Genomic DNA, 18,988 nt, shown 5'->3' on the forward strand with positions numbered 1-18,988 from the left:
AACCTCTCGCACCCATGCGGGAGGTTTTTTTGTTGCCACGAAACGATTGGGAGAAGACCGTGACCCGCCAGGAGCCCGCCGATACCCCGCTCGGCGATGCCTTCCACCTCTACGACACGACGCTGCGCGACGGTGCTCAGCGCGAGGGCATCTCCTACTCCGTCCAGGACAAGCTCGCCGTCGCGCGGCTGCTGGACGAGCTCGGCGTCGGGTTCATCGAGGGCGGCTGGCCCGGGGCTCTCCCCAAGGACACGGAATTCTTCGCCCGCGCCGCGAAAGGCGAACTGAAACTCGCCCACGCCGCCCTCGTCGCCTTCGGGGCGACGCGCAAGGCCGGCACCACCGCCGAAGCCGATCCGCAGGTCCGGGCCCTGCTCGCCAGCGAAGCCCCCGTCGTCACGCTCGTCGCGAAGTCCGATCTGCGGCACATCGAACGCGCCCTCCGCGTCGACGTCGACGAAGCCTGTGCCATGGTCCGCGACACCGTCGCCTTCCTCGTCAAGGAAGGCCGGCGCGTCTTCCTCGACGCCGAGCACTTCTTCGACGGCTACGCCTTCTCTCCCGAAACTTCCCTCAAGGTCCTCGACGCCGCCGCGCACGCGGGTGCCGACGTCCTCGTCCTGTGCGACACCAACGGTGGCCAGCTCCCGCTGGGCCTCGCCGAAACCGTCCGGACCATCAAGGAGAAAACCGGATTCCGGCTCGGAATCCACTGCCAAGACGACACTTCCTGCGCCGTGGCGAACTCCGTCGCCGCGGTGCAGGCCGGCGTGACGCACGTCCAGTGCACCGCCAACGGTTACGGCGAACGGGCCGGCAACGCCGACCTCTTCGCCGTGACAGGGAACCTCGTGACCAAGCTCGGCATGGACGTCCTCCCGACCGGAGGCGCCGCCGAGCTCACCCGGGTCTCCCATGCCCTTGCCGAAATCGCCAACCTCGCCCCCTACACCCACCAGGCTTACGTAGGGGCGTCGGCCTTCGCCCACAAGGCGGGACTGCACGCGAGCGCGATCAAGGTGGATCCGTTGCTGTACAACCACATCGATCCGTCATCCGTCGGCAACGACATGCGGGTACTGGTCACGGAGATGGCCGGCAGGGCCAGCCTCGAGCTCAAGGGACGTGAGCTCGGGGTCGACCTTGCCGGCCGGCCCGAAGCGCTGACGAGCGCCATCACCAAGGTCAAGCGCCTCGAATCCGAAGGCTGGTCCTTCGAGGCCGCCGACGCCTCCCTAGAACTCCTGCTGCGCCACGAGGCCGACGTGCCCACCGAAGCGCCGTTCGAGCTCGAGTCCTACCGCGTGGTCCTCGACCACCGCGCCGACGCCGAGGTCGTGTCCGAAGCCACGGTCAAGGTGCACGTCGGCGGCCAGCGCGTCATCGCGACCGCCGAGGGCATCGGCCCGGTGCACGCCCTCGACGCTGCCCTCCGGAAGGCGCTGAGCCCGCACCTGTCCTGGTTGGACAGTGTGGAGCTCGCCGACTACAAGGTCCGCATCCTGCAGGGCCACCCGGGCACCGACGCCGTCACGCGCGTGCTGGTCGAGAGCACCGACGGCGAACGCGAGTGGACCACCGTCGGCGTGCACGGCAACATCGTCGAGGCCAGCTGGCTCGCCCTCTGTGACGCACTCGTCCACAAGAGCACCACCGTGGCCCCGGTCACGGCTCAGGCGGACGTAGACTGACGCCGTGCGCCTAGCCCGTATTGCTCATCCCGGTGGAGTCGCGTTCGCTTCGGTCGAAGGGGACGGTGACGACGCCCAGGTCCTGGAAATCGCCGAGCACCCGTTCGGCAACCCCAACTTCACCGGCAAGCGGTGGCCGCTGGCCGACGTCCGGTTGCTCGCGCCGATCCTGCCGTCCAAGGTGATCGCCGTCGGCCGCAACTACGCCAAGCACGCGGCCGAGTTCGGCAACGAGGTGCCCAGCGCCCCGATGCTGTTCCTCAAGCCGTCCACCACGGTCGTCGGCCCCAACGCGCCCATCCGGCGTCCGTCGGGCGTCGGCCGGGTGGACTTCGAGGGCGAGCTGGCCATCGTCATCGGCCAGCCGGTGAAGAACGTGCCCGCCGCGCGCGCCGCGAGCGCGATCCTCGGCTACACGGTCGCCAACGACGTCAGCGCGCGCGACCTGCAGAAGTCCGACGGCCAGTGGGGCCGCGCCAAGGGCTTCGACACGTTCTGCCCGCTCGGCCCGTGGATCGAGACGTCGCTCGACGCCTCCGACCTCGCGCTCAAGGCCGAGGTCGACGGCGAGCTCAAGCAGGACGGCCGCACGTCCGACCTCGTCCACAAGATCCCCGAGCTGGTCGAGTTCGTCTCCGGCGTGATGACGCTGCTGCCCGGCGACGTCATCCTCACCGGTACCCCCGAAGGTGTCGGCCCGATCGAGGGCGGCCAGAGCGTCTCGATCACCATCGAAGGCATCGGCACCCTGACCAACCCGGTCGAGAACGTCTAGTTCTTCAGCGCCGGCTCCATCGGCCGCCGGGCGAACGCCGGAGCGTGCTCCGGCCGCAGCCCGAGGCCGAGGAGCCGGGCCGGGAAGTACGACAGCCGCGGGAAGCGCGCGAACGCCTTGATCATCGGCAGCGGCGGGCCGTTGCGCTTGCCGCTCATCACCCCGCGCACGACGGTCCGGTGCATCAGGCGCTGCAGCCCCTGCACCAGCAACGTCGGCGCGAGCCGCCGCGAGCGCACCCTCGCCAGCTCGGCCGGTGTGGGCCGGCCCCGGCGCAGCGGCTCGGCCAGCAGCGTCGCCGCCGCGACCGCGTCCTGCACCGCCAGGTTGATGCCGACCCCGCCGATCGGCGACATCGCGTGCGCCGCGTCGCCGATGCAGAGCAGCCCGTCGACGTGCCACTCGCGCAGCAGGTTGAGCCGCACGTCGAGGAACTTGACGTCGTCCATCGTCTCGAGTTCGTGCACGCGGTCGTGGAACTCGGGGCAGATCTGCGTGACGTTCTCGCGGAACGCTTCGATGCCTTGCTTGCGCAGGTCTTCGCCCTTCGGCGCGAGGTAGGCGACCTGGTAGAAGTCGGGCCGGGGGAGCGGCACCGCGAACCGGCGGTCCCGCATCTTCGGCAGCAGCATGTTCCCGGCCTCGTCTTCGCCACGGGAGAGCCGGAACCACCAGACGTCGAACGGGCAGTCGTACTCGCGCGGCACCAGGCCGGCTTCGCGACGCGCCAGCGACCAGCGTCCGTCGGCCGCGATCACCAGGTCGGCACGGATTTCGCCGGTCTCGCCGGTCGCCGTGCGGTAGGTGATGCCGGCGACGCGGCCGTGTTCGCGGACCAGGCCGGTGCACTCGGTCTCCATGCGCTGGACGAACGTCGGCTCCTTGCGCGCGCTTTCGGCGAGCAGGTCGAGGAAGTCCCACTGCGGCACCATCGCGATGTACGGGTGGGGGACCTTCAGCCGGGTGAAGTCGGCCAGCTTCATCAGCGTGCCGTCCTCCTCCGGGAAGCCCGCCGCGGTCAGCTCGCTGTGCGGCAGCGCGTGGAACTTTTCGCCGAGGCCCAGCTCGTCGAGCAGCGTGAGCGTCGACGGGTGGACCGTGTCCCCGCGGAAGTCACGCAGGAAATCCGCGTGCTTCTCCAGCACCGTCACCTCGACGCCGGCCCGCGCCAGCAGGAGTCCCGTGACCATCCCGGCGGGCCCGCCACCGATGACGACGCAGCCCGTGCGCTCGGTCATCTCCACCATCTCCCCATCTATTCATCGCTTGTTGAATAAACCGAGGATGCACCCGGCCGGTCCCCGGCGTCAAGCGATGTGGCGACGGATACGCTGATCGGGCTATGAGTGAGACATCGGTGGTTCGCGCGCGCTTCTGTCCTTCGCCGACCGGCACCCCGCACGTCGGGCTGATCCGCACGGCGCTGTTCAACTGGGCCTTCGCCCGGCACAACCAGGGTCAACTGGTGTTCCGGATCGAAGACACCGACGCCGCGCGCGACTCGCAGGAGTCCTACGAGCAGCTGCTCGACGGCCTCCGCTGGCTCGGCATCGACTGGGACGAGGGCCCCGAAGCGGGCGGCGAGTACGGGCCGTACCGCCAGAGCGAGCGGCGCGCGATCTACGCCGACGTCGCCGCGAAGCTCCTCGAAGCGGGGGAGCTGTACGAAGCGTTCTCGACCAACGAGGAGGTCGAGGCGCGGCGCAAGGCGGCCGGCCTGGACCCGAAGCTGGGCTACGACAACTTCGACCGCGACCTCACCGGCGAGCAGATCGCCGCGTTCCGCGCCGAGGGCCGCGCGCCGGTGCTGCGGCTGCGCATGCCGGACACCGACCTCGGCTGGACCGACCTGGTCCGCGGGGACATCAACTTCCCGGCGAACACGATCCCGGACCCGGTGCTCGTGCGCGCCAACGGCGAGCCGCTGTACACGCTGACCAACCCGGTCGACGACGCGCTGATGAAGATCACGCACGTGCTGCGCGGCGAGGACCTGCTGCCCTCGACGCCCCGCCAGCTGGCGCTCTACGCCGCGCTGGAGCGCGTCGGCGTCGCGGAGTTCACGCCGCGGTTCGGCCACCTGCCGTACGTCATGGGCGAGGGCAACAAGAAACTGTCCAAACGCGACCCTTCCTCGAACCTCTTCAACTACCGCGACCGCGGCTTCATCCGCGAGGGCCTGCTCAACTACCTGGCCCTGCTCGGCTGGTCGATCGCCGACGACCGCGACGTCTTCAGCGTCGAGGAGATGATCGCCGCCTTCGACGTCACCAAGGTCAGCGCCAACCCGGCGCGCTTCGACCTCAAGAAGGCCGAAGCGATCAACGGCACGCACGTGCGGGCGCTGCCGGCGGCCGAGTTCGTCACGCGCGTCACGCCGTACCTCGTCACCGCCGGTGTCCTTCCGGAATCGCCGAACGAGCAGCAGCTGGCCCGGTTGGACGCGATCGCGCCGCTGGTGCAGGAGCGCGTCACGGTGCTTTCGGACGCGGCGCCCATGGTGCGTTTCCTGTTCACCGACGAGGACGCTTTCGCGCCGGAAGAAGACGCGGCGGCGAAGAACCTCGGCGAGGCCGCACAGCCGGTGCTCACCGCGGCGGTCGAAGCCCTCGAAGCGCTGCCGTCGTGGGAGACCGAGGCCATCGAGCAGGCGCTCAAAGACGCCCTTGTGGACGGTCTGGGTCTCAAGCCCCGCAAGGCTTTCGCCCCGGTTCGCGTCGCCGTGACCGGACGGACGGTTTCCCCTCCGCTGTACGAATCGATGGAGCTGCTCGGCCGCGACGTCTCACTGGGACGCCTTCGTCGCGCACTGGCCGGATAACCGAAAGAAGACGGTTCGCCAACTGGGAGTAGAGCCGGTGCGCCGGAACAGGGGATCGGCAATCACCTCTTTGGCAGCGTCGCGAACGCTGCGGTTGCCCTAGCCTCACTGGGTGGATTTCGCCCTGGCACCCCGGACCCCGTCGCGAACCGCCCCCGCAGAGGCGGCGCCCGAGCCCTGGGCGCCGCCTCAGCTGCGTTTGGTGTGCCTGGACATCGATGACACGCTGATCGACTGCACGGCCGCGATCCGCCGCAGCCTCCACATCCTGACCGGCCGGGGCGACCTGTGGCCGCTGTGGGACCTGATCACCGAAGAGCACGTCGCGCTCGTCGTCGCCGGCGAAATCGACTACGCGACGATGCACCAGCGGCGCACCGACTGCTTCCTCGCCGAGATCGGCATCCTCGCCGACGCCGAGCAGGTGAGTTCGTTCGAGCGTCGCCGAAGAGAACTGCTCGACCACTCGTGGCAGCTGTTCGACGACGTCCTCGACTGCCTGGAGTGGCTGCGCGCGGCCGGCCTGATGCTGGCCGCCGTGACGAACGCCTCCGGTGTCCACCAGCGCAAGAAGATCGCCGACCTGGGGCTGGCGCCGTTCTTCGACCACGTCGCCATCGCGGGCGAGCTCGGGGTCGCGAAACCCGATCCGGTGATGTTCCACACGGTCTGCCTGGGCCTGGACTGCGCACCGAGCCAGGCGGTCCACGTCGGCGACAAACTGGACACCGACGCGATCGGCGCGCGCGACGCGGGCCTCGGCGCGGTCTGGCTCGACCGCGACTCGATCGGCGAGCGCGCCCCCGAGGGCGTCCACCGCGTCACGGGGCTGGCCGAGCTGCCTGAGCTGCTGGTTTCGGAGTACGCGACGATCGGCGTCCCCGCCCAGCGGGTGAGTGGGACCCCCGCTTTCACGGTGCGGAACGGCGTGCTCTAGTATTTCTCCTCGTGCGGTGCTGAACCGGCCAAGCCGGAGCGGTACCTCACTGGGGTATGGTGTAATTGGCAGCACGACTGGTTCTGGTCCAGTTAGTCTAGGTTCGAGTCCTGGTACCCCAGCTGCGGAGAGTGACCCCCTTGCAGAGCGAGAAATCGCCTCTGGTAAGTTCTCTCCAGCAAGAAAAACAGAAAAGCCCCTGGGAAACCAGGGAAAGATCCTAAGCCCCCGTCGTCTAGCGGCCTAGGACGCCGGCCTCTCACGCCGGTAGCGTGGGTTCGAATCCCATCGGGGGTACAAGCAGCATCCACCGAAGCTGGACTGACGCAGGTCAGTCCAGCTTTTTGGTTTGTGGATGCCATGGCGTCGGAGATCCTTTCCGCGGCTTGCGCCGTCTTGGGCAGCTGATCACCAGGTAGTTTAACCGTGATCGTCACCTCATCCCCGCGCCCGTGGACCTGAACGCCGAGTCGGGTGACCTCGAACAACTCGTACAGCAGCTCTCGCGGTGCCTTTGCCAGGTTCAGTGCGAGGTAGGGAAGAGCTTCCAGCCGACTGAGGTCTGTCGCAGTCTGCTCAGCGGGCAGGTCGGCAGCATCCAGTTGTTCGATGATGGCCAGCGAAGCGGTTTTCCGGCTTTCGAGGTCGTTGTAACTCTGGCGCAGCCCGCGGGTGAACGGATCGTCGGGATCGCCTTCGCACGCCTGCTTCAGGACGGAGTCCTGCTGGCGCGCGAGCGTGGCCAGGAGCTTCTGCTGGCGGGTTCGCTCGGCCGCACGTTCCCGCGCCGCGGTTCCATCGACGCCGCCCAGCTCGGTTTCCAGAATCGCTCGCCGCTCCGGTCCGAAGAGCCGGTCGGCGTAGAACCGGCAGACGGCTTCGAGGAGTTCGTCCTCGCGCACTCGCACCGAAGCCGGCAGTCCTGGGTGGAGGTGCGGTGTGGCCAAGTTGTTCTTCCGCGGCCAACAGAGGTAATAGGCCGCGCCCCTCGGTTTGGTGTCGCCCGTCATGCGTCGCCCGCAGCTGTGGACCACGCGCCCGCGGAGGAGGTACTTCCGTTTGGTGAGCGGATGGCGGTTGTACGTGTCGCTGTCGCGTGAACCGCGCTTGGTGCCACGGTTACCGTTGATCGCGTCGAACATCCACTTCTCGATCAACGGCTCGTGGACGGGCTTCGGCGACCACACCCACTTGTACGGTTCGTTGACCCGGCCACGTTTCGAGGTCGTCGCGCGCCGGTTGAAGACCTGGTAGCCGGTGTACTTCGGATTGCCGAGGATGTGGTAGACGGCGCTCCGCGTCCAAGCGCCCCGGGTACGCGCCTTGCACGGCGCTTCAGGCGGCGGGTACTTGTCAGGATCGGCGTTGAGCCGGTCGGCGATCGCCGTGCATCCGAGGCCGTCGTAGTGCCTCCAGAGAGCCATCTGCGTGACCGCCTGGCCTCGGACGGCGTCGGGTTCGAGCCGGGACTTGGTCTTGCCCTTCTCGGCCTTGACCGGGCTCGGGTGCGGGACGATCTTCGCGGTGTAGCCGTAGGGCGGCTGACCGATGTTCCAGCCGTCGCGGACGTGGGTGCAGAGGCCGCCCCACGACTGTTCGAGGGTGTTGAGGACCTCGTACTCGGCGATCGACTGGTTGATCCTGCGTTGCAGCACGCGCTGCGCCCGGCTGCCCGAGAGCGTTATCGGCTCGTTGGACGCGAACAGCGGGACGTCGGCGTGCTCGAGTTCTCGTTCGACCGAGAGCCCCTCGAAGGCTCGACGAGCCACCCGCGAGATGCTCTCGCAAATCACCACGTCGAAGCGGCGGTCGTGCCGAGACGCCTCGTCGAGCAAGTCGATGATGCCGCCGGCGCGGGGGACCGGGATGTCGAACCGCTCGTAGCCTTGCCCCTGTCCGCGTTCGTCGAGTTCGAGACGGCCGGACTCGACGTCGAAGAAGTGGGTCGTGATGACCCAGGACGCGGGCAACGCGTTCTTGCTGTTCGTCAGTTGCCGGATGATGGACTGGCGCGGGTCCTGCTGGTCTTCGGTCGAGGTGCGAGCGAGGAAGGCGACGCGGACCTCGTCGTTCAGCAGGGCACGCGGCATCCCCAGCGGGGACACGGCGTAGTCGGACAAGCCCGCCGACGGCGGTGCCCAGTCATGTGTGGTCATGCGAGATGATCGTCCTTCTCGGACTCTTCGCAGAGGCGCGCCTGGGCCCAGCCGAGGAGCTCGTGGGTGATGGCCGCGATGCGGATGCGGACCCGCGCGCCTTCTGCGCCGGAGATGCCGTCGACCCGACCGGAATACGTTCGGCCGCAAGGGGTGTCGAGTCGCCAGACGCTGTCGGAACTCGACGCTAGCGTGGGTTCGTAGTCGGCTGCAAGCACTGTGTCCTCCGCGCCGATTGCCAGTGGACAACTGGTTTCGCCGACGGATTGATGCTCCATGAGAACCCCCTACGCGCGCGACCGAGACTTCGACCTCCGTGCGGAAGACATGGTCGCGGCGTGCTCGCGCGATGCTCCGTCCGATCGCGTCGTGGTTTCGAGAGTTCGTCGAGACCTGCTCCACCGCGGTCTCGGGGCGCGCTCATCGGAGGTCGGCCGCTCAGGAACGACCACTCGTCCGAGTGAATGCCGGCTTGCTCCTGGGTTGGGGCAAGGATTCGGCCGAGCAAGGGGGTGAGGGGTGGTTCCGACGCTGGCCCGGATCTTGCCATCCGAGCCGAGGAGTCGGTGTCATGTCCGCTTCGAGCAGCCGATCCACCGCGAACAGTCCGCTGACGATGCTGCAGAACCAGTTCGCGCAGCCGCGCACCGTCGCCAAGTTCGACCAGGCGCTGCGTACGTGGTCGACGGAGGAGTCGGCGTTGTCGGGGATCTCCGAGCACAGCGACCTGGTCGCGGTTCTGTCCACCCGGGAATACGGCCGGCACGACGAGGTGCTTCACGCGCTTCTCGTGCGAGCGGCATCGGACAGCGATTTCGGCGTGGTCGCCACCGAGATCGTGGTGAACGCGATGCTGCCCGCTGTCCCGGGCATCGTCGCGCGGGTGGTCCGGGCCGCGCGTGCAGCGGCCGGGGGAGTCGGGGCCCGGCGCGGCGTGACCGGTGGGGGCGTCTCGGCGTCGGAGGACAGCCGAGACATCCAGGCTTCGGTGATCGGGCACCTCTGGGAACAGTCTCGCTGCTACCCGCTGCGCCGACGGCAGCACGTCGCGGCGAACCTGATGCGCGAGACCCAGCGAGCGGCCCAGCGAGACTTCGGCATCGACCACGGCCAAGCCGCCGCGGACGTCGTCAGCATGGACGACGACGAAGAACACCGACCGCTGGCCGCGGCACCTGTCGAGCCGGACGCCTCGGAGGAGCTGCTCGAGCTGCTGTCGTGGGCGGTCGAGAAGGAGCGGCTCGACGAGCACTCCGCCACGATCCTGACCACGCGGTACTTCCGCGGCCCGGTCGGCCGCGACGGGGTGGCTACGGATCGGCAGGTCGGGGCGCTGATCGGCCTGAGCCAGCCGACGATCACCCGGCATCGTCAGCGGGCGGTGGAGCAGCTGGTCGAGGCCGCCTCGGAGTTCCCAGGTCGCGACCTGCCCTGGGCCGGCTGAATCACCACGAGGCGGCGCTCCGCCTGCCTCCACAGCAGGTCCGCCGACGAATTGGAGCGTCTGATGCCCGGAACCGGTCGAAACCCCCTGGCCAGACTGCTGCCGGACGCGGACGTCGAAACGGCGGTGCGAGGAGCCACCCGCCGCGGCAGCCGGCTGCTGGCTTGGCTCGCCGTACTCGCCAGCCCCCTGCTGACGGTCGGCGGTCTCGCTGTCTTCCAGCCAGCGGGCGCGCCGCCGACGCGGGACGGCGGCGCGCCCGCGCCCTCGGCGATGCCGGCGGGCTGGGCCGAGATGTACGTACGGGCCTGGCTCTCGGCGACCCGAGACGACTCCGCAGGTCTCGAAGTGTTCTACCCGGCTGCGACGAAGTCGCAGCGCGCTCCGGGAACCCAGGTGCCGGTCGACACCGCGACGGTCTCGGCGGTCTCGCCGGTCGGCGGACAGTGGTCCGTGGTCGTCGTCGCCGACGTGTTGCAGTTGCAGCCGGACGGCAAGCGCAGGGCGACGACGATGTGCGCCCAGGTCACGATGGTGGGTGCGGAAGACGCGTACGTCGCCGCTGCGCTGCCTTCACCCGTTGCTTGCCCGGGCACCGGGCCGGCTGTGGCGCTCGGGTACAACGAGGTGGCCGACCCCGGAGGACCGATCAGTCAGTCTGTCGCCGGATTTTTGGGCGCGTACCTCACGGGGCAAGGCCAGCTCGACCGGTTGATCAGTCCCGGGGCAAGGCTTGCCCCGCCGCACCCCGCTCCTTTCACGGACGTCCGGGTCGTCGAGCTGAGGACGCGCGAAAGGTTCGAACCGGGCCAAGCCGCTCGCCCACCCGACGGGACCGCTGTGAGCGTCTTCGCGCACGCCTTGGCGTTCGACGTCATCGCGCAGAGCACGCCAGTCGACTACGCGCTGACCCTCCTCGCGCGGGCCGGTCGCTGGGAGGTCAAGGAAATCGACCCGGGTCCTCAGCTGGCTGGTCGGTGATCACCAGACCCGGATGAGCCAGCGCGAGGCGGACACCTCGATCCCGAACTCCGCGTCTTCTTGCTGCCGGCGGTCGAGGACGAAAGCCTGGAGCGTCAGCTTGCCCTCGGTGGGCAAGCTGACGGTGAGGTCTCGCGGAGATGGTGTCGTCGACACCAGATACAGCTGAACGTCGACCGCCGTGATCGTTGTCTCCAACGAGTCGAAGAACTCGTCCGGGCTGGTCCGCGGACGGTCGAGCCAGACTTCCACGCTGACGTCGAGCTTGTGAATGCCCGCGCCGAGCCGGAACAGCACGGCGTTGTCGCCGATGACGGCGTGGGCCGGATTCGCGTCGGATTGGCAAGCCAGCTCCACAGCGGCCCCCAGCACGTCGCCGGTGCCGATGAGGAACTGGTTGAACTCGGGGCAGAGTTCAGTGCGGGCGACCGCGATCGGAGCGTCAGCACTCACAGTCGCCGAGCCTAACCTGCATCGCGCGGATCTGGCACTCGCGTGTCTCCCGACGAACAGCGCATCGGCCCGGCATTGCCGCGAGGCGAGCCGTCCGACCGAGGGAGTCTCAATGATCGTGCTCGCCGCGGATGTGAAGTCCTGGATCGACACCAACCTCGCCTGGGGTGACCAGTCCGTACGTCGGCTGATCCTGTTGGCTGCCATTGTCGGCGGCATCGGGCTGCTGATCGGTACGCGCGGGAACTTCACCCGGGCGATCAAGTACGGGGTGATCGCCGCGATCTTCCTCGGCATCCTGCTCAACCTCGACGGCGTCGCGGGCATGTTCGGCGCCTGGTTCACGCATTGACCGCGCCGAAGGGCCGCGGGGACATCCTGGTCGGCCGCTCCTACACCCGCTCGCGGCGGTTCCCGCGGATGTTCGGGCGGATGCCCGGTCGCGACGGCGGCTACCTTCCCGGCGGTCCGTACACGGTGACTCAAGGGGCGTTGTTCCTGGTCCTGCTCGTCGTGGTGTGGAAGCTGCCGCTGCTGGACTGGCTCGGTCCGGCTCGCTGGGGGCTGCCGCTGTCGGCAGTGTTCGTGCGGCGCGCTCGGATCGAGTCCCGGACGCCGCTCGGCTGGCTCGCGGGGCTCGGTACGCATCTTTGCGCTCCGGCGGCCGGCACGGTCGGCCGTCGCTCGTATCGACCCGCGCGGCCGGAGTGGCACCGCGCCGGGCTGTACGTGCACCTTGTCGATGAAAGCGAAACCAAAACCGCTGGAGCGGCGTCGCCGCTGCAGCTGGTGCTGGCGCGCAACCAGGAGCGGTGATGGATAGTCCGGTGACCGATCTGGCGGGCAATCTGCTGTTCTGCGCCGACGGCTCGACCTGGGCGGTGTGGCGGGTCCTTCCGCACGAGAGCGCGCGCGCCAGCGGTCGGCGGTTGCGGGACCTCTACGACCGCACCGTGACGCTGATGAAGTCGCTGCGCGGCGAGGTGATGATCGCTTCCCTGTGCGAGCAGGTGCCGGCCCACGCGATCGTCCAGCGGTGTGTCGAGGGCATCGACCTCGACGCCAACCCGCAGTGGGCGGAGACCGTCCACAACGCGTGGGATCAGCTCGACACCCTCGACGTCCTCGGCCGCAGCTACTGGCTCGCCAAGCCCCTGTCCGGGCACGGTTGGAAGGAATCCGCTCAGGCGATGCTGCGCGCGACGAGCGCGGCCCTTGGTGAGCAAATCGGCCTCCCAGCGCGACCGGCTTCCGCCGCGGCGGTGGCTGCAGGCCGGGAGCGGTCCCGGGTGGTGGCGCAGGAACTCGGCGGTGTCATCCCGCTGCGGCCGGCTTCGGAGGCGGAGTTGCTGTGGTGGCTCAGCCGCGCTCCGGTCCGCGGTGTGAACGAACCTCAGCTCGACCGTACCTCTTCAGTGCACAACACCGGCGCCGCGGTGCGTCGGGGGAGCGGGCGATCCCGGTTGACGCTCCTCCGCGGCTGCGTCTTCGACGAGGGCGGCCGGACTGATCCGGTCGAAGATCGCCGAGGTTGGGGGCCGTTCGGGCTGCTGAACCGCCGGTTCGTCAAGTGCGTGACACCGCACGACGACGGCGCCATCGCCAGCTACCAGGCATACCTCGTGCTGGCGGAGATGCCGCGCGTGTTCACCTTCCCCGGTCACGAAATCCTTGCCCGGCTCTCGGACATCGGTTTCGGTGTCGACTACGCGCTGCGGATCACCGCCCGGTCGAACGAGGACGCTCGCGCCACCAACCGGCGCCGCACCCGCGACCTCATGAGCCAGGACGAGGAGCATGCCGGCGACACCGCGGGTGTCCCGGCGGACGTTGTGTCTGCGCAGGAGGAGATCCAGCACAAGAACGCCCGGCTCGGCGCCAGCTCCACTGAGATCGACCTCGAAGTCGGCGTCATCGCCTGCGTTTGGGGCGCCACCGCCCGCGACGCGGACGCTCGCGCCAAGGTGCTCCGGCAGGCGTTCCTCGGCGGCGAATACCGGTGGGAACGACCGCTCGGCGGCCAGCGGCAGCTCTACCAGGCGATGCTCCCGGGTAGCCGGACGCCGATGGTGGTCCGCGAATGCAGCCAGAACCTCCTCTCCACGGACGCGGCCATGCTCCTACCTGTATCGGCGACCGACTTCGGAGATCCCGCCGGCGCCCTGTTCGGCTTGACCGTCGACGGCGGCGCCATCGCGCCTTTCCTGCTCGACCCGACGTACGGGCCGACACACGACTCGTCCGGCGGCATAGCGGTCATCGGCGAGCTCGGCGCCGGTAAGTCGGTCGTGCTGAAGAATGTCGCCGCGGTCGTACGGCTGATGCTCGACGGCCGCGTCATCGTCATCGACCGGACTCGCAGCCGCGAATGGGCGCCCGTCGCCGCCGCGCTGCCGGGGAACGCTCAGATCGTCGACATCATCGACCCCAGCCTCGACGACCGCCCCGGCGCGGCCGAGCTGCGCCATTCGTGCGACCCGCTGCGGGTCTTCCGCACCGCCGGCAAGTCCAGCACCGGCATCGCCGAGACCTTCTTCGCGTCCTGGCTCGACCTGGAGTCCAACTCCGCCGAGCGCGACGCCCTCGGCGCCGGCCTCGACGCCATCAGCGGACACCCGGACGCCTCCAGTAACCGACTTGTCGACATCCTCCGCGAGCACGGCGCCCGAGATCCCGCTGCTCGTGCGTTGGCCGATCGGCTCGACCGGTTGCGGCGCGACCCGATCACCCGCCCGATCTTCGACTCCGACCTTGCTCCGGTTGATCTGTTCGGCGCGGACATGGTGGTGTTCTGCACCAACGAGATCCCGCTACCGAGCGCGCTGGAGATGAGCAACGAGCGGATGGCCGCCCGCATCCCGCCGCGCAAGCTCTTCGGCCGCGCCTTCCACCTGCTCATCGCCGCGATCGCCAAGGAAATCTGTTTCACCCCAGGCCGGTGGGGCGAGTTCATCTGCGACGAGGCCTACAACGTCACCGGCACCCCCGAAGGACAGCAGATCGCTCTGGAGTTCGTTCGCGACGGGCGCAAACACGGCGCCGACGCCGCCTTCGGTTCCCACGCACCGAAAGACCTCGGCGACGAGGTCCTACGTGGACTGATCGCGGTTCGGTTTCTCGGACGCCACCGCGACGACGGCCTCGCCCGCAGCGGCCTGGCATGGCTCGGCGTCGACCCCGCCGACACCCACTACCAGGAGGTTGTCACAAAGGACCTTTCGCCGATGAATCCGGCTGGTGGCGAAGAGGAACGACGAACCCGAGCGGGGGAGTTTCTCGTACGTGACCACAGTGGACGAATCGGCAAGGTGAAAGTGATGACCCAGCCGTACCGGACCTTGCCGGACGCCGTGCTCACCACGCCCACCGTTGCCCGCGGGCACGGCGGCTAGGACCGCGCAGCGCTAGGCGCCCGTCCCGATTCAGCGGATCACAGCTGGGCGACCGGCAGGCCGAGCTCCGCGCACGTGTTCGCGGTGCCCGGGAACACTCCCACGGCGCCTTCGGTGGCGCCGGCGGCCTTGGAGGTGAGGACGCACGCGACGAGCTGCGGGATCCGGTAGGAGGTGGCACCTGGTTGCCGCGGTTGGAAGTCGTAGACGTTCGACTGCCAGCTGTCGACGCAGATCTGCATGATGTCGGCGGTGAGGTCGACGCGACCGTCCCGGCCGCCGACGCCGATCGCGATGTGCTGGTTCGGTGCGGTGCTGCCGATGTCGGCGGTGCGGTAGCAGTAGCCGACCTCCCGCTCGGTCGGAGCGAGCGGAGTGCCCGGGGCGGCGGTGTCGACGGCGCTGTGTCCGCCGGCGGCGAGCATCACGCCAACGGAAATTCCGGCGACGCCGACCACGGCGGCAGCGACGCCGAGCAGTGCCTGACGCCGCCGGCGAGCCCGGCCTCGGGACTCGAGAGCGTCGAGGTCCAGCTGCAGCGGAGGTTCGTCGGCGCCGAGTGCCCGGACCAGCAGGTCCTTCTCGTCGGTGGTCATTGGGTGCTCCCCTCGGCCGGACCGGTCGCCGCGGCGGGTTCGCCGAGCAGTTGCCGGAGTGCGGTGAGACCGCGCGCGGTCTGCGATCGCACGGTGCCTTCGGAGATGCGCAGCACCTTCGCGACTTCAGTGCTCGTGAGGTCGCTGAAGTACCGCAGCACCAGGACCGCACGCTGCCGTGGCGGCACCTGCTGCAGGGCGGTGCGGACGTCGAGTGCGTCCGCGTGCTCCGCGCTCGCAGCCGGTGTGTCCGGTAGTTCGTGACGCAGCTCGGCGCGGCGATACGGGCGGCGGGACTTGTCGATCGCCAGCCGGGCGATGACCCGGCGGGCGTAGGCGTCGACGCCGTCGGTGTCGATGCGTTGCCAGCGGGTGTAGAGGCGTAGCAACGCCGTCTGCACGAGGTCTTCGGCCAGCGCCCAGTCGCCGCACATCAGGAACGCTTCGCGCCGCCAGATGACGGCGCGGTCCTGTGCGACCTGGCTGAACTCCCATCGATCGGCCACGATCACCCCTCTCTCACCGGTACATACGAGACCACACCGGCAGACCGTTGCATGATCGCCCCAACGAATCTCCGGAACGCTGCGCCACGCGCGCTGACCTGCATGAAACCGCCCCACAGGAGCCCTGTCTGAAGCACGACGGTGCGACGGGGAGGGTCGATGAGGCTGGCATTGGCGCTGACGATCGCCATCTTGATCGCGCTGCTGAATCCCGTCGTGGCCACAGCGCAGACCACAACGAACCCGTGCGAGCCGTACCCGACCTGCTTGTGGATCCCCGGAAACCAGCCGGTCCCGCCGACGCCGGACCCAGACGCGCCGCCACTGCCGCTGCAGGACGACCCCGGACACCACGTACACCTCGGCGGGATCTTCAGCATCGACGACGGCTACGGCCGCGACCTCCACAACTACGACCTCTTCGCCAACCTACCCTCGCTGCTGGACAACCCGATGCCGGCAATCTGGCTGTGGCTGGGCAACATCGGCTTCGCCGTCGGCAAGTACGCGGTCGGGTTCTCGGTCTGGTTCACCGAATGGGCCGCCTCCACCCAGGTCTTCGACTGGATTAAAGCCCCGGCCCGCGACCTCGAAAGCATCTGGCAGACCTCCGTCATCGGTGAGCTGAAGCTCCGCGAGATCGCGATGCTCACTGCCACCTGCTACCTCGGGCTGCTGTTCGCCCGCGGCCTGACCACCCGGGCATGGCGGGAGACCGCGTCCACCATCGCGGTCAACGTCCTCGCCATCGCGATCCTCACCCACCCCGTCGACTTCCTCATCGGCGACGACGGGGTGCTGTCGCTGTCCCGCGACCTGGGCGCCGACGTCTCGAGCGTGGTCATGGGCCAAGAGCCCGGCGGTACCGGAAACCCGGCGGCGCCGATCGGCCAGGCGTTCATCGACAACCTGCTCGTCACGCCCTGGGAGACGCTCAACTACGGCACGCCGATCAGCCGCGTCAAAGGCATCGCCGGTGCCTGTCAGTACTCGGTCAAGAAGGTCCTCGACGACGGGCCGTGGTCCAGCAAGGATGACAGCACCAAGGCCCGCGAACTCGACGGCTGCCCCGGCGACTACGGCAAGTACAACGAGGTCGCAGACGGCGACCGCGCCCTCGGCGCCTGGCTCTACGCCATCGCGATGCTCCTATTCGCGATCCTTGTGATCTGCCTCAACACCGTCCAAGTCCTCGCTCCGTACCTGCTGCTGTTCGAAGGGTTGCTGCTGGCGCTCGCGCTGGTGGCCGCGCTGGTGCCCTCGATGCAGCACCAGCTCGCCTACCGGGTCAGCTCCATCGCCGCCACCATCGCCAAGCTTCTGGCCGGTATGGCGTTCCTCGCCGTCATGACCGTGCTGCTGCGCACCCTCATGCTGGCCGACCTCGGCCCGCAGCTCGTTCGGTTCGCCGTCATCGACCTCGTCGTCTTCTCCGGCTTCGTCTTCCGCAAACGGCTCGCCGCGAACCTTCAGCGCGTCCGCGGCCAAGTCAGCTCGCGGCTGCAGCGCCTGGGCCGACCCCGACGCGCTCCGAAGGCGCTGCCGACACCGATCGTCCCGGCCGGCCCGGATCGGGTGGCCAGGACCGTCAAGGCCGGGACGGCAGCGTTCGCGGAGACGGTGGCTCCGGTCGGACGGCTGAAGGAGCGCCTGGTCACCGCGGGCCGCACCGGTGGGAAGGTCGGTGGGACGGCGCTCAAGTACACCGTCGGGGCGCCGGTCTCGTGGCCGCAAGCCGCGCAACGCGCGCAGACGGCGCTCACCGCGAAGGGCGGCGTCGCCAAAGCCGCATTGGCCCGCCACGCTGCCGCCGCGAAGACGTACACGACCGCCTACGCCGGCAACCTCGGCACGGCGGCCGGCGCCATACCGGTGTGGCAGGCGGCGAGCACCGTGCTCACCGCACTTGGTGACCGACCGGACCGGCCGAAGCCGAGCCCCTCGACTTACCGGGAGCCCGAGCTCACCGGGGCGACGCCACTGGCAGCCGGCCGGACGCCGGAGTTCACCGGCACCGATCTCGCCGTTGCAGCACGTGGCCGCGGGTTTCTCCCGAAGCCATCGGCGCAGCCGCCAGAGTCGCCCCTGCCGCCGGCGATGCTGCCGACCCCCGTTCCGTGGGCGCAGCGGTTGCGGGATCGGCTCGGCACCTTCGCGGACCGGCGATGAACCCGCTGCTCGCCCTGCGCGCCGCCGAGATCGCGCGAGAGCAGGTCCGTGAACATCCTGGGCGCTGGGGCTGCCTGGCCGTGGTGCTGCTTTTCGGGCCGCCCGCGATCTGCGTGCTGATCGTCGTCGTTCTGCTCACCACGCTCACCGGAGCCGGCGACACCAGCTCGGCGTCTGCTCCCGGCGACGGTGCGGTGGCCGACATCCCGCCCGACTACCTCGCCCTCTACCGCCAGGCCGCCCAGACCTGCCCCGGGCTCGACTGGTCGATCCTCGCCGCCATCGGCAAGATCGAAACCGACCACGGCCGCTCCACGCTGCCCGGCGTCCACAGCGGGGAGAACAGCGCCAAAGCCGGCGGCCCGATGCAGTTCCTGCAACCGACCTTCGACAGCGTCGTCGCCCGCCACCCGATCCCGCCCGGCGGCGCGCACCCGCCGTCGCGGTACAACCCGCACGACGCGATCTATGCCGCCGCGGCCTACCTCTGCGACTCCGGCGCCCGCGACGGCCGGGACCTGCACGCCGCGATCTTCGCTTATAACCACGCTGAGTGGTACGTCCGGAAGGTGCTCGACCAAGCGCAGCGCTACAGCTGCGGAGCAGTGCGGGCACCGAACAAGTCGGCTCAACTGGCGGTCTCTTTCGCGTGCGACCAGCTCGGTTTGCCGTACGTCTGGGGTGGCAACGGTCCCTCCGGCGGTGACTCCGGCTTCGACTGCTCCGGCTTGACCAAAGCCGCGTTCGCCGCGATCGGGATCGATCTACCGCGGACCGCCCAAACCCAGTATGGAGCCGGGCCGCGAGTCCCGGCCGGAGATGTGAAGCCAGGCGATCTCGTGTTCTTCGGAACCGGACCCGCTCACGTCACTCACGTCGGGCTTGCCCTATCCTCCGCCAAGATGATCAACGCGCCCGACTTCGGCAAGCCGGTGCGCATCGACCCGCTCGGTCGCAATCTGGTCGGCGTCACGCGCCCAGCGGGCTGAGTGCGATTTGTTCAGTAACGAGGCTAGGTCTGAACTTGCCAGACTTCGGTGGCCTGAGCTCCCTCGTAAGCCGCTGTC

Annotated in this window: 18 protein-coding genes, 2 tRNA genes and 1 pseudogene; 15 read left to right on the forward strand and 6 right to left on the reverse strand. The window is 69.0% G+C overall.

Annotated elements, in window-relative coordinates:
• Window positions 1–59: 59 nt before the first annotated feature.
• Both cimA and BLV96_RS41840 read left to right on the forward strand, forming a co-directional pair.
• Window positions 60–1,691 carry a citramalate synthase gene (cimA, locus tag BLV96_RS41835; RefSeq protein ID WP_086676633.1) on the forward strand — a complete coding sequence of 544 codons (1,632 nt, stop codon included), beginning with the start codon at window positions 60–62 and terminating at the stop codon, window positions 1,689–1,691.
• A 4-nt stretch (window positions 1,692–1,695) separates the two neighbouring features.
• Entirely contained in the window at window positions 1,696–2,466 is a 771-nt protein-coding gene (locus BLV96_RS41840) for a fumarylacetoacetate hydrolase family protein (RefSeq protein ID WP_086676634.1), read from the forward strand.
• On the opposite strand, the gene BLV96_RS41845 is transcribed toward BLV96_RS41840, so the two are convergent.
• Window positions 2,463–3,704 (reverse strand): FAD-dependent oxidoreductase, encoded by a 1,242-nt coding sequence (locus BLV96_RS41845; protein ID WP_208608469.1) that lies wholly within the window; start codon window positions 3,702–3,704, stop codon window positions 2,463–2,465. The two genes, BLV96_RS41840 and BLV96_RS41845, sit on opposite strands and share 4 nt — an antisense overlap.
• Before the next feature lie 104 nt (window positions 3,705–3,808).
• On the opposite strand from BLV96_RS41845, the gene gltX reads away from it, so the two are divergent.
• From gltX to BLV96_RS51010, 5 genes are all read left to right on the forward strand, one after another.
• Complete coding sequence (gltX, locus tag BLV96_RS41850) at window positions 3,809–5,287, forward strand: glutamate--tRNA ligase (RefSeq protein WP_086676636.1); 1,479 nt, start codon at window positions 3,809–3,811, stop codon at window positions 5,285–5,287.
• 202 nt (window positions 5,288–5,489) lie between these two features.
• Window positions 5,490–6,224: an HAD family hydrolase gene (locus BLV96_RS41855; RefSeq protein ID WP_208608477.1), complete on the forward strand. Its 735-nt coding sequence runs from the start codon at window positions 5,490–5,492 to the stop codon at window positions 6,222–6,224.
• Between the two features lie 50 nt (window positions 6,225–6,274).
• Window positions 6,275–6,346: transfer RNA gene (locus BLV96_RS41860), tRNA-Gln, on the forward strand.
• A gap of 102 nt (window positions 6,347–6,448) precedes the next feature.
• Window positions 6,449–6,521, forward strand: a tRNA-Glu gene (locus BLV96_RS41865).
• Window positions 6,522–6,676: 155 nt separating this feature from the next.
• Window positions 6,677–7,324, forward strand: coding sequence for a hypothetical protein (locus tag BLV96_RS51010; RefSeq protein ID WP_244180886.1), 648 nt, complete (start codon window positions 6,677–6,679; stop codon window positions 7,322–7,324).
• Window positions 7,325–7,402: 78 nt separating this feature from the next.
• Here BLV96_RS51010 and BLV96_RS51015 read toward each other — a convergent pair.
• Window positions 7,403–7,648, reverse strand: a pseudogene (locus BLV96_RS51015) (recombinase family protein); the annotation flags it as partial.
• Here BLV96_RS51015 and BLV96_RS51020 point away from each other — a divergent pair.
• Window positions 7,631–8,389, forward strand: coding sequence for a hypothetical protein (locus BLV96_RS51020; protein ID WP_244180887.1), 759 nt, complete (start codon window positions 7,631–7,633; stop codon window positions 8,387–8,389). The pseudogene BLV96_RS51015 and the gene BLV96_RS51020 sit on opposite strands and share 18 nt — an antisense overlap.
• Here BLV96_RS51020 and BLV96_RS41875 read toward each other — a convergent pair.
• Window positions 8,377–8,658: a hypothetical protein gene (locus BLV96_RS41875; RefSeq protein ID WP_143051105.1), complete on the reverse strand. Its 282-nt coding sequence runs from the start codon at window positions 8,656–8,658 to the stop codon at window positions 8,377–8,379. The two genes, BLV96_RS51020 and BLV96_RS41875, sit on opposite strands and share 13 nt — an antisense overlap.
• 293 nt (window positions 8,659–8,951) lie before the next feature.
• Between BLV96_RS41875 and BLV96_RS41880 the strand changes: the two genes are divergently transcribed.
• Window positions 8,952–9,824, forward strand: coding sequence for a hypothetical protein (locus BLV96_RS41880; protein ID WP_086676639.1), 873 nt, complete (start codon window positions 8,952–8,954; stop codon window positions 9,822–9,824).
• Window positions 9,825–9,887: 63 nt separating this feature from the next.
• A complete protein-coding gene (locus BLV96_RS41885; RefSeq protein WP_086676640.1) occupies window positions 9,888–10,805 on the forward strand; it encodes a conjugal transfer protein in 918 nt (305 codons plus the stop codon).
• Here BLV96_RS41885 and BLV96_RS41890 read toward each other — a convergent pair whose 3' ends face one another.
• Window positions 10,806–11,258, reverse strand: a complete 453-nt coding sequence (locus tag BLV96_RS41890) for a hypothetical protein (protein WP_086676641.1) — start codon at window positions 11,256–11,258, stop codon at window positions 10,806–10,808.
• 112 nt (window positions 11,259–11,370) lie between these two features.
• On the opposite strand from BLV96_RS41890, the gene BLV96_RS41895 reads away from it, so the two are divergent.
• From BLV96_RS41895 to BLV96_RS41905, 3 genes are read left to right on the forward strand one after another with little or no spacing between them, the layout of a single operon-like run.
• Window positions 11,371–11,610: a hypothetical protein gene (locus tag BLV96_RS41895; protein ID WP_086676642.1), complete on the forward strand. Its 240-nt coding sequence runs from the start codon at window positions 11,371–11,373 to the stop codon at window positions 11,608–11,610.
• Window positions 11,607–12,074, forward strand: a complete 468-nt coding sequence (locus BLV96_RS41900; protein ID WP_244180888.1) for a hypothetical protein — start codon at window positions 11,607–11,609, stop codon at window positions 12,072–12,074. The genes BLV96_RS41895 and BLV96_RS41900 overlap by 4 nt, the downstream gene beginning before the upstream one ends.
• A complete protein-coding gene (locus tag BLV96_RS41905; protein WP_086676643.1) occupies window positions 12,074–14,650 on the forward strand; it encodes an ATP-binding protein in 2,577 nt (858 codons plus the stop codon). Before BLV96_RS41900 ends, BLV96_RS41905 begins: the two co-directional genes overlap by 1 nt.
• Before the next feature lie 38 nt (window positions 14,651–14,688).
• Here BLV96_RS41905 and BLV96_RS41910 read toward each other — a convergent pair whose 3' ends face one another.
• On the reverse strand, window positions 14,689–15,246 hold the full coding sequence (locus BLV96_RS41910; protein WP_086676644.1) for a hypothetical protein: 558 nt from the start codon (window positions 15,244–15,246) through the stop codon (window positions 14,689–14,691).
• On the reverse strand, window positions 15,243–15,752 hold the full coding sequence (locus tag BLV96_RS41915; RefSeq protein WP_425266213.1) for a SigE family RNA polymerase sigma factor: 510 nt from the start codon (window positions 15,750–15,752) through the stop codon (window positions 15,243–15,245). The genes BLV96_RS41910 and BLV96_RS41915 overlap by 4 nt, the downstream gene beginning before the upstream one ends.
• A gap of 159 nt (window positions 15,753–15,911) precedes the next feature.
• Between BLV96_RS41915 and BLV96_RS41920 the strand changes: the two genes are divergently transcribed.
• Together BLV96_RS41920 and BLV96_RS41925 are read left to right on the forward strand one after the other, a co-directional pair.
• Complete coding sequence (locus BLV96_RS41920) at window positions 15,912–17,921, forward strand: hypothetical protein (protein WP_086676645.1); 2,010 nt, start codon at window positions 15,912–15,914, stop codon at window positions 17,919–17,921.
• On the forward strand, window positions 17,918–18,910 hold the full coding sequence (locus tag BLV96_RS41925; protein WP_086676646.1) for a C40 family peptidase: 993 nt from the start codon (window positions 17,918–17,920) through the stop codon (window positions 18,908–18,910). Before BLV96_RS41920 ends, BLV96_RS41925 begins: the two co-directional genes overlap by 4 nt.
• The last annotated feature ends 78 nt before the right edge of the window (window positions 18,911–18,988 follow it).

Source organism: Amycolatopsis pretoriensis, assembly GCF_900107925.1.
Classification (GTDB): Bacteria; Actinomycetota; Actinomycetes; order Mycobacteriales; family Pseudonocardiaceae; genus Amycolatopsis; species Amycolatopsis pretoriensis.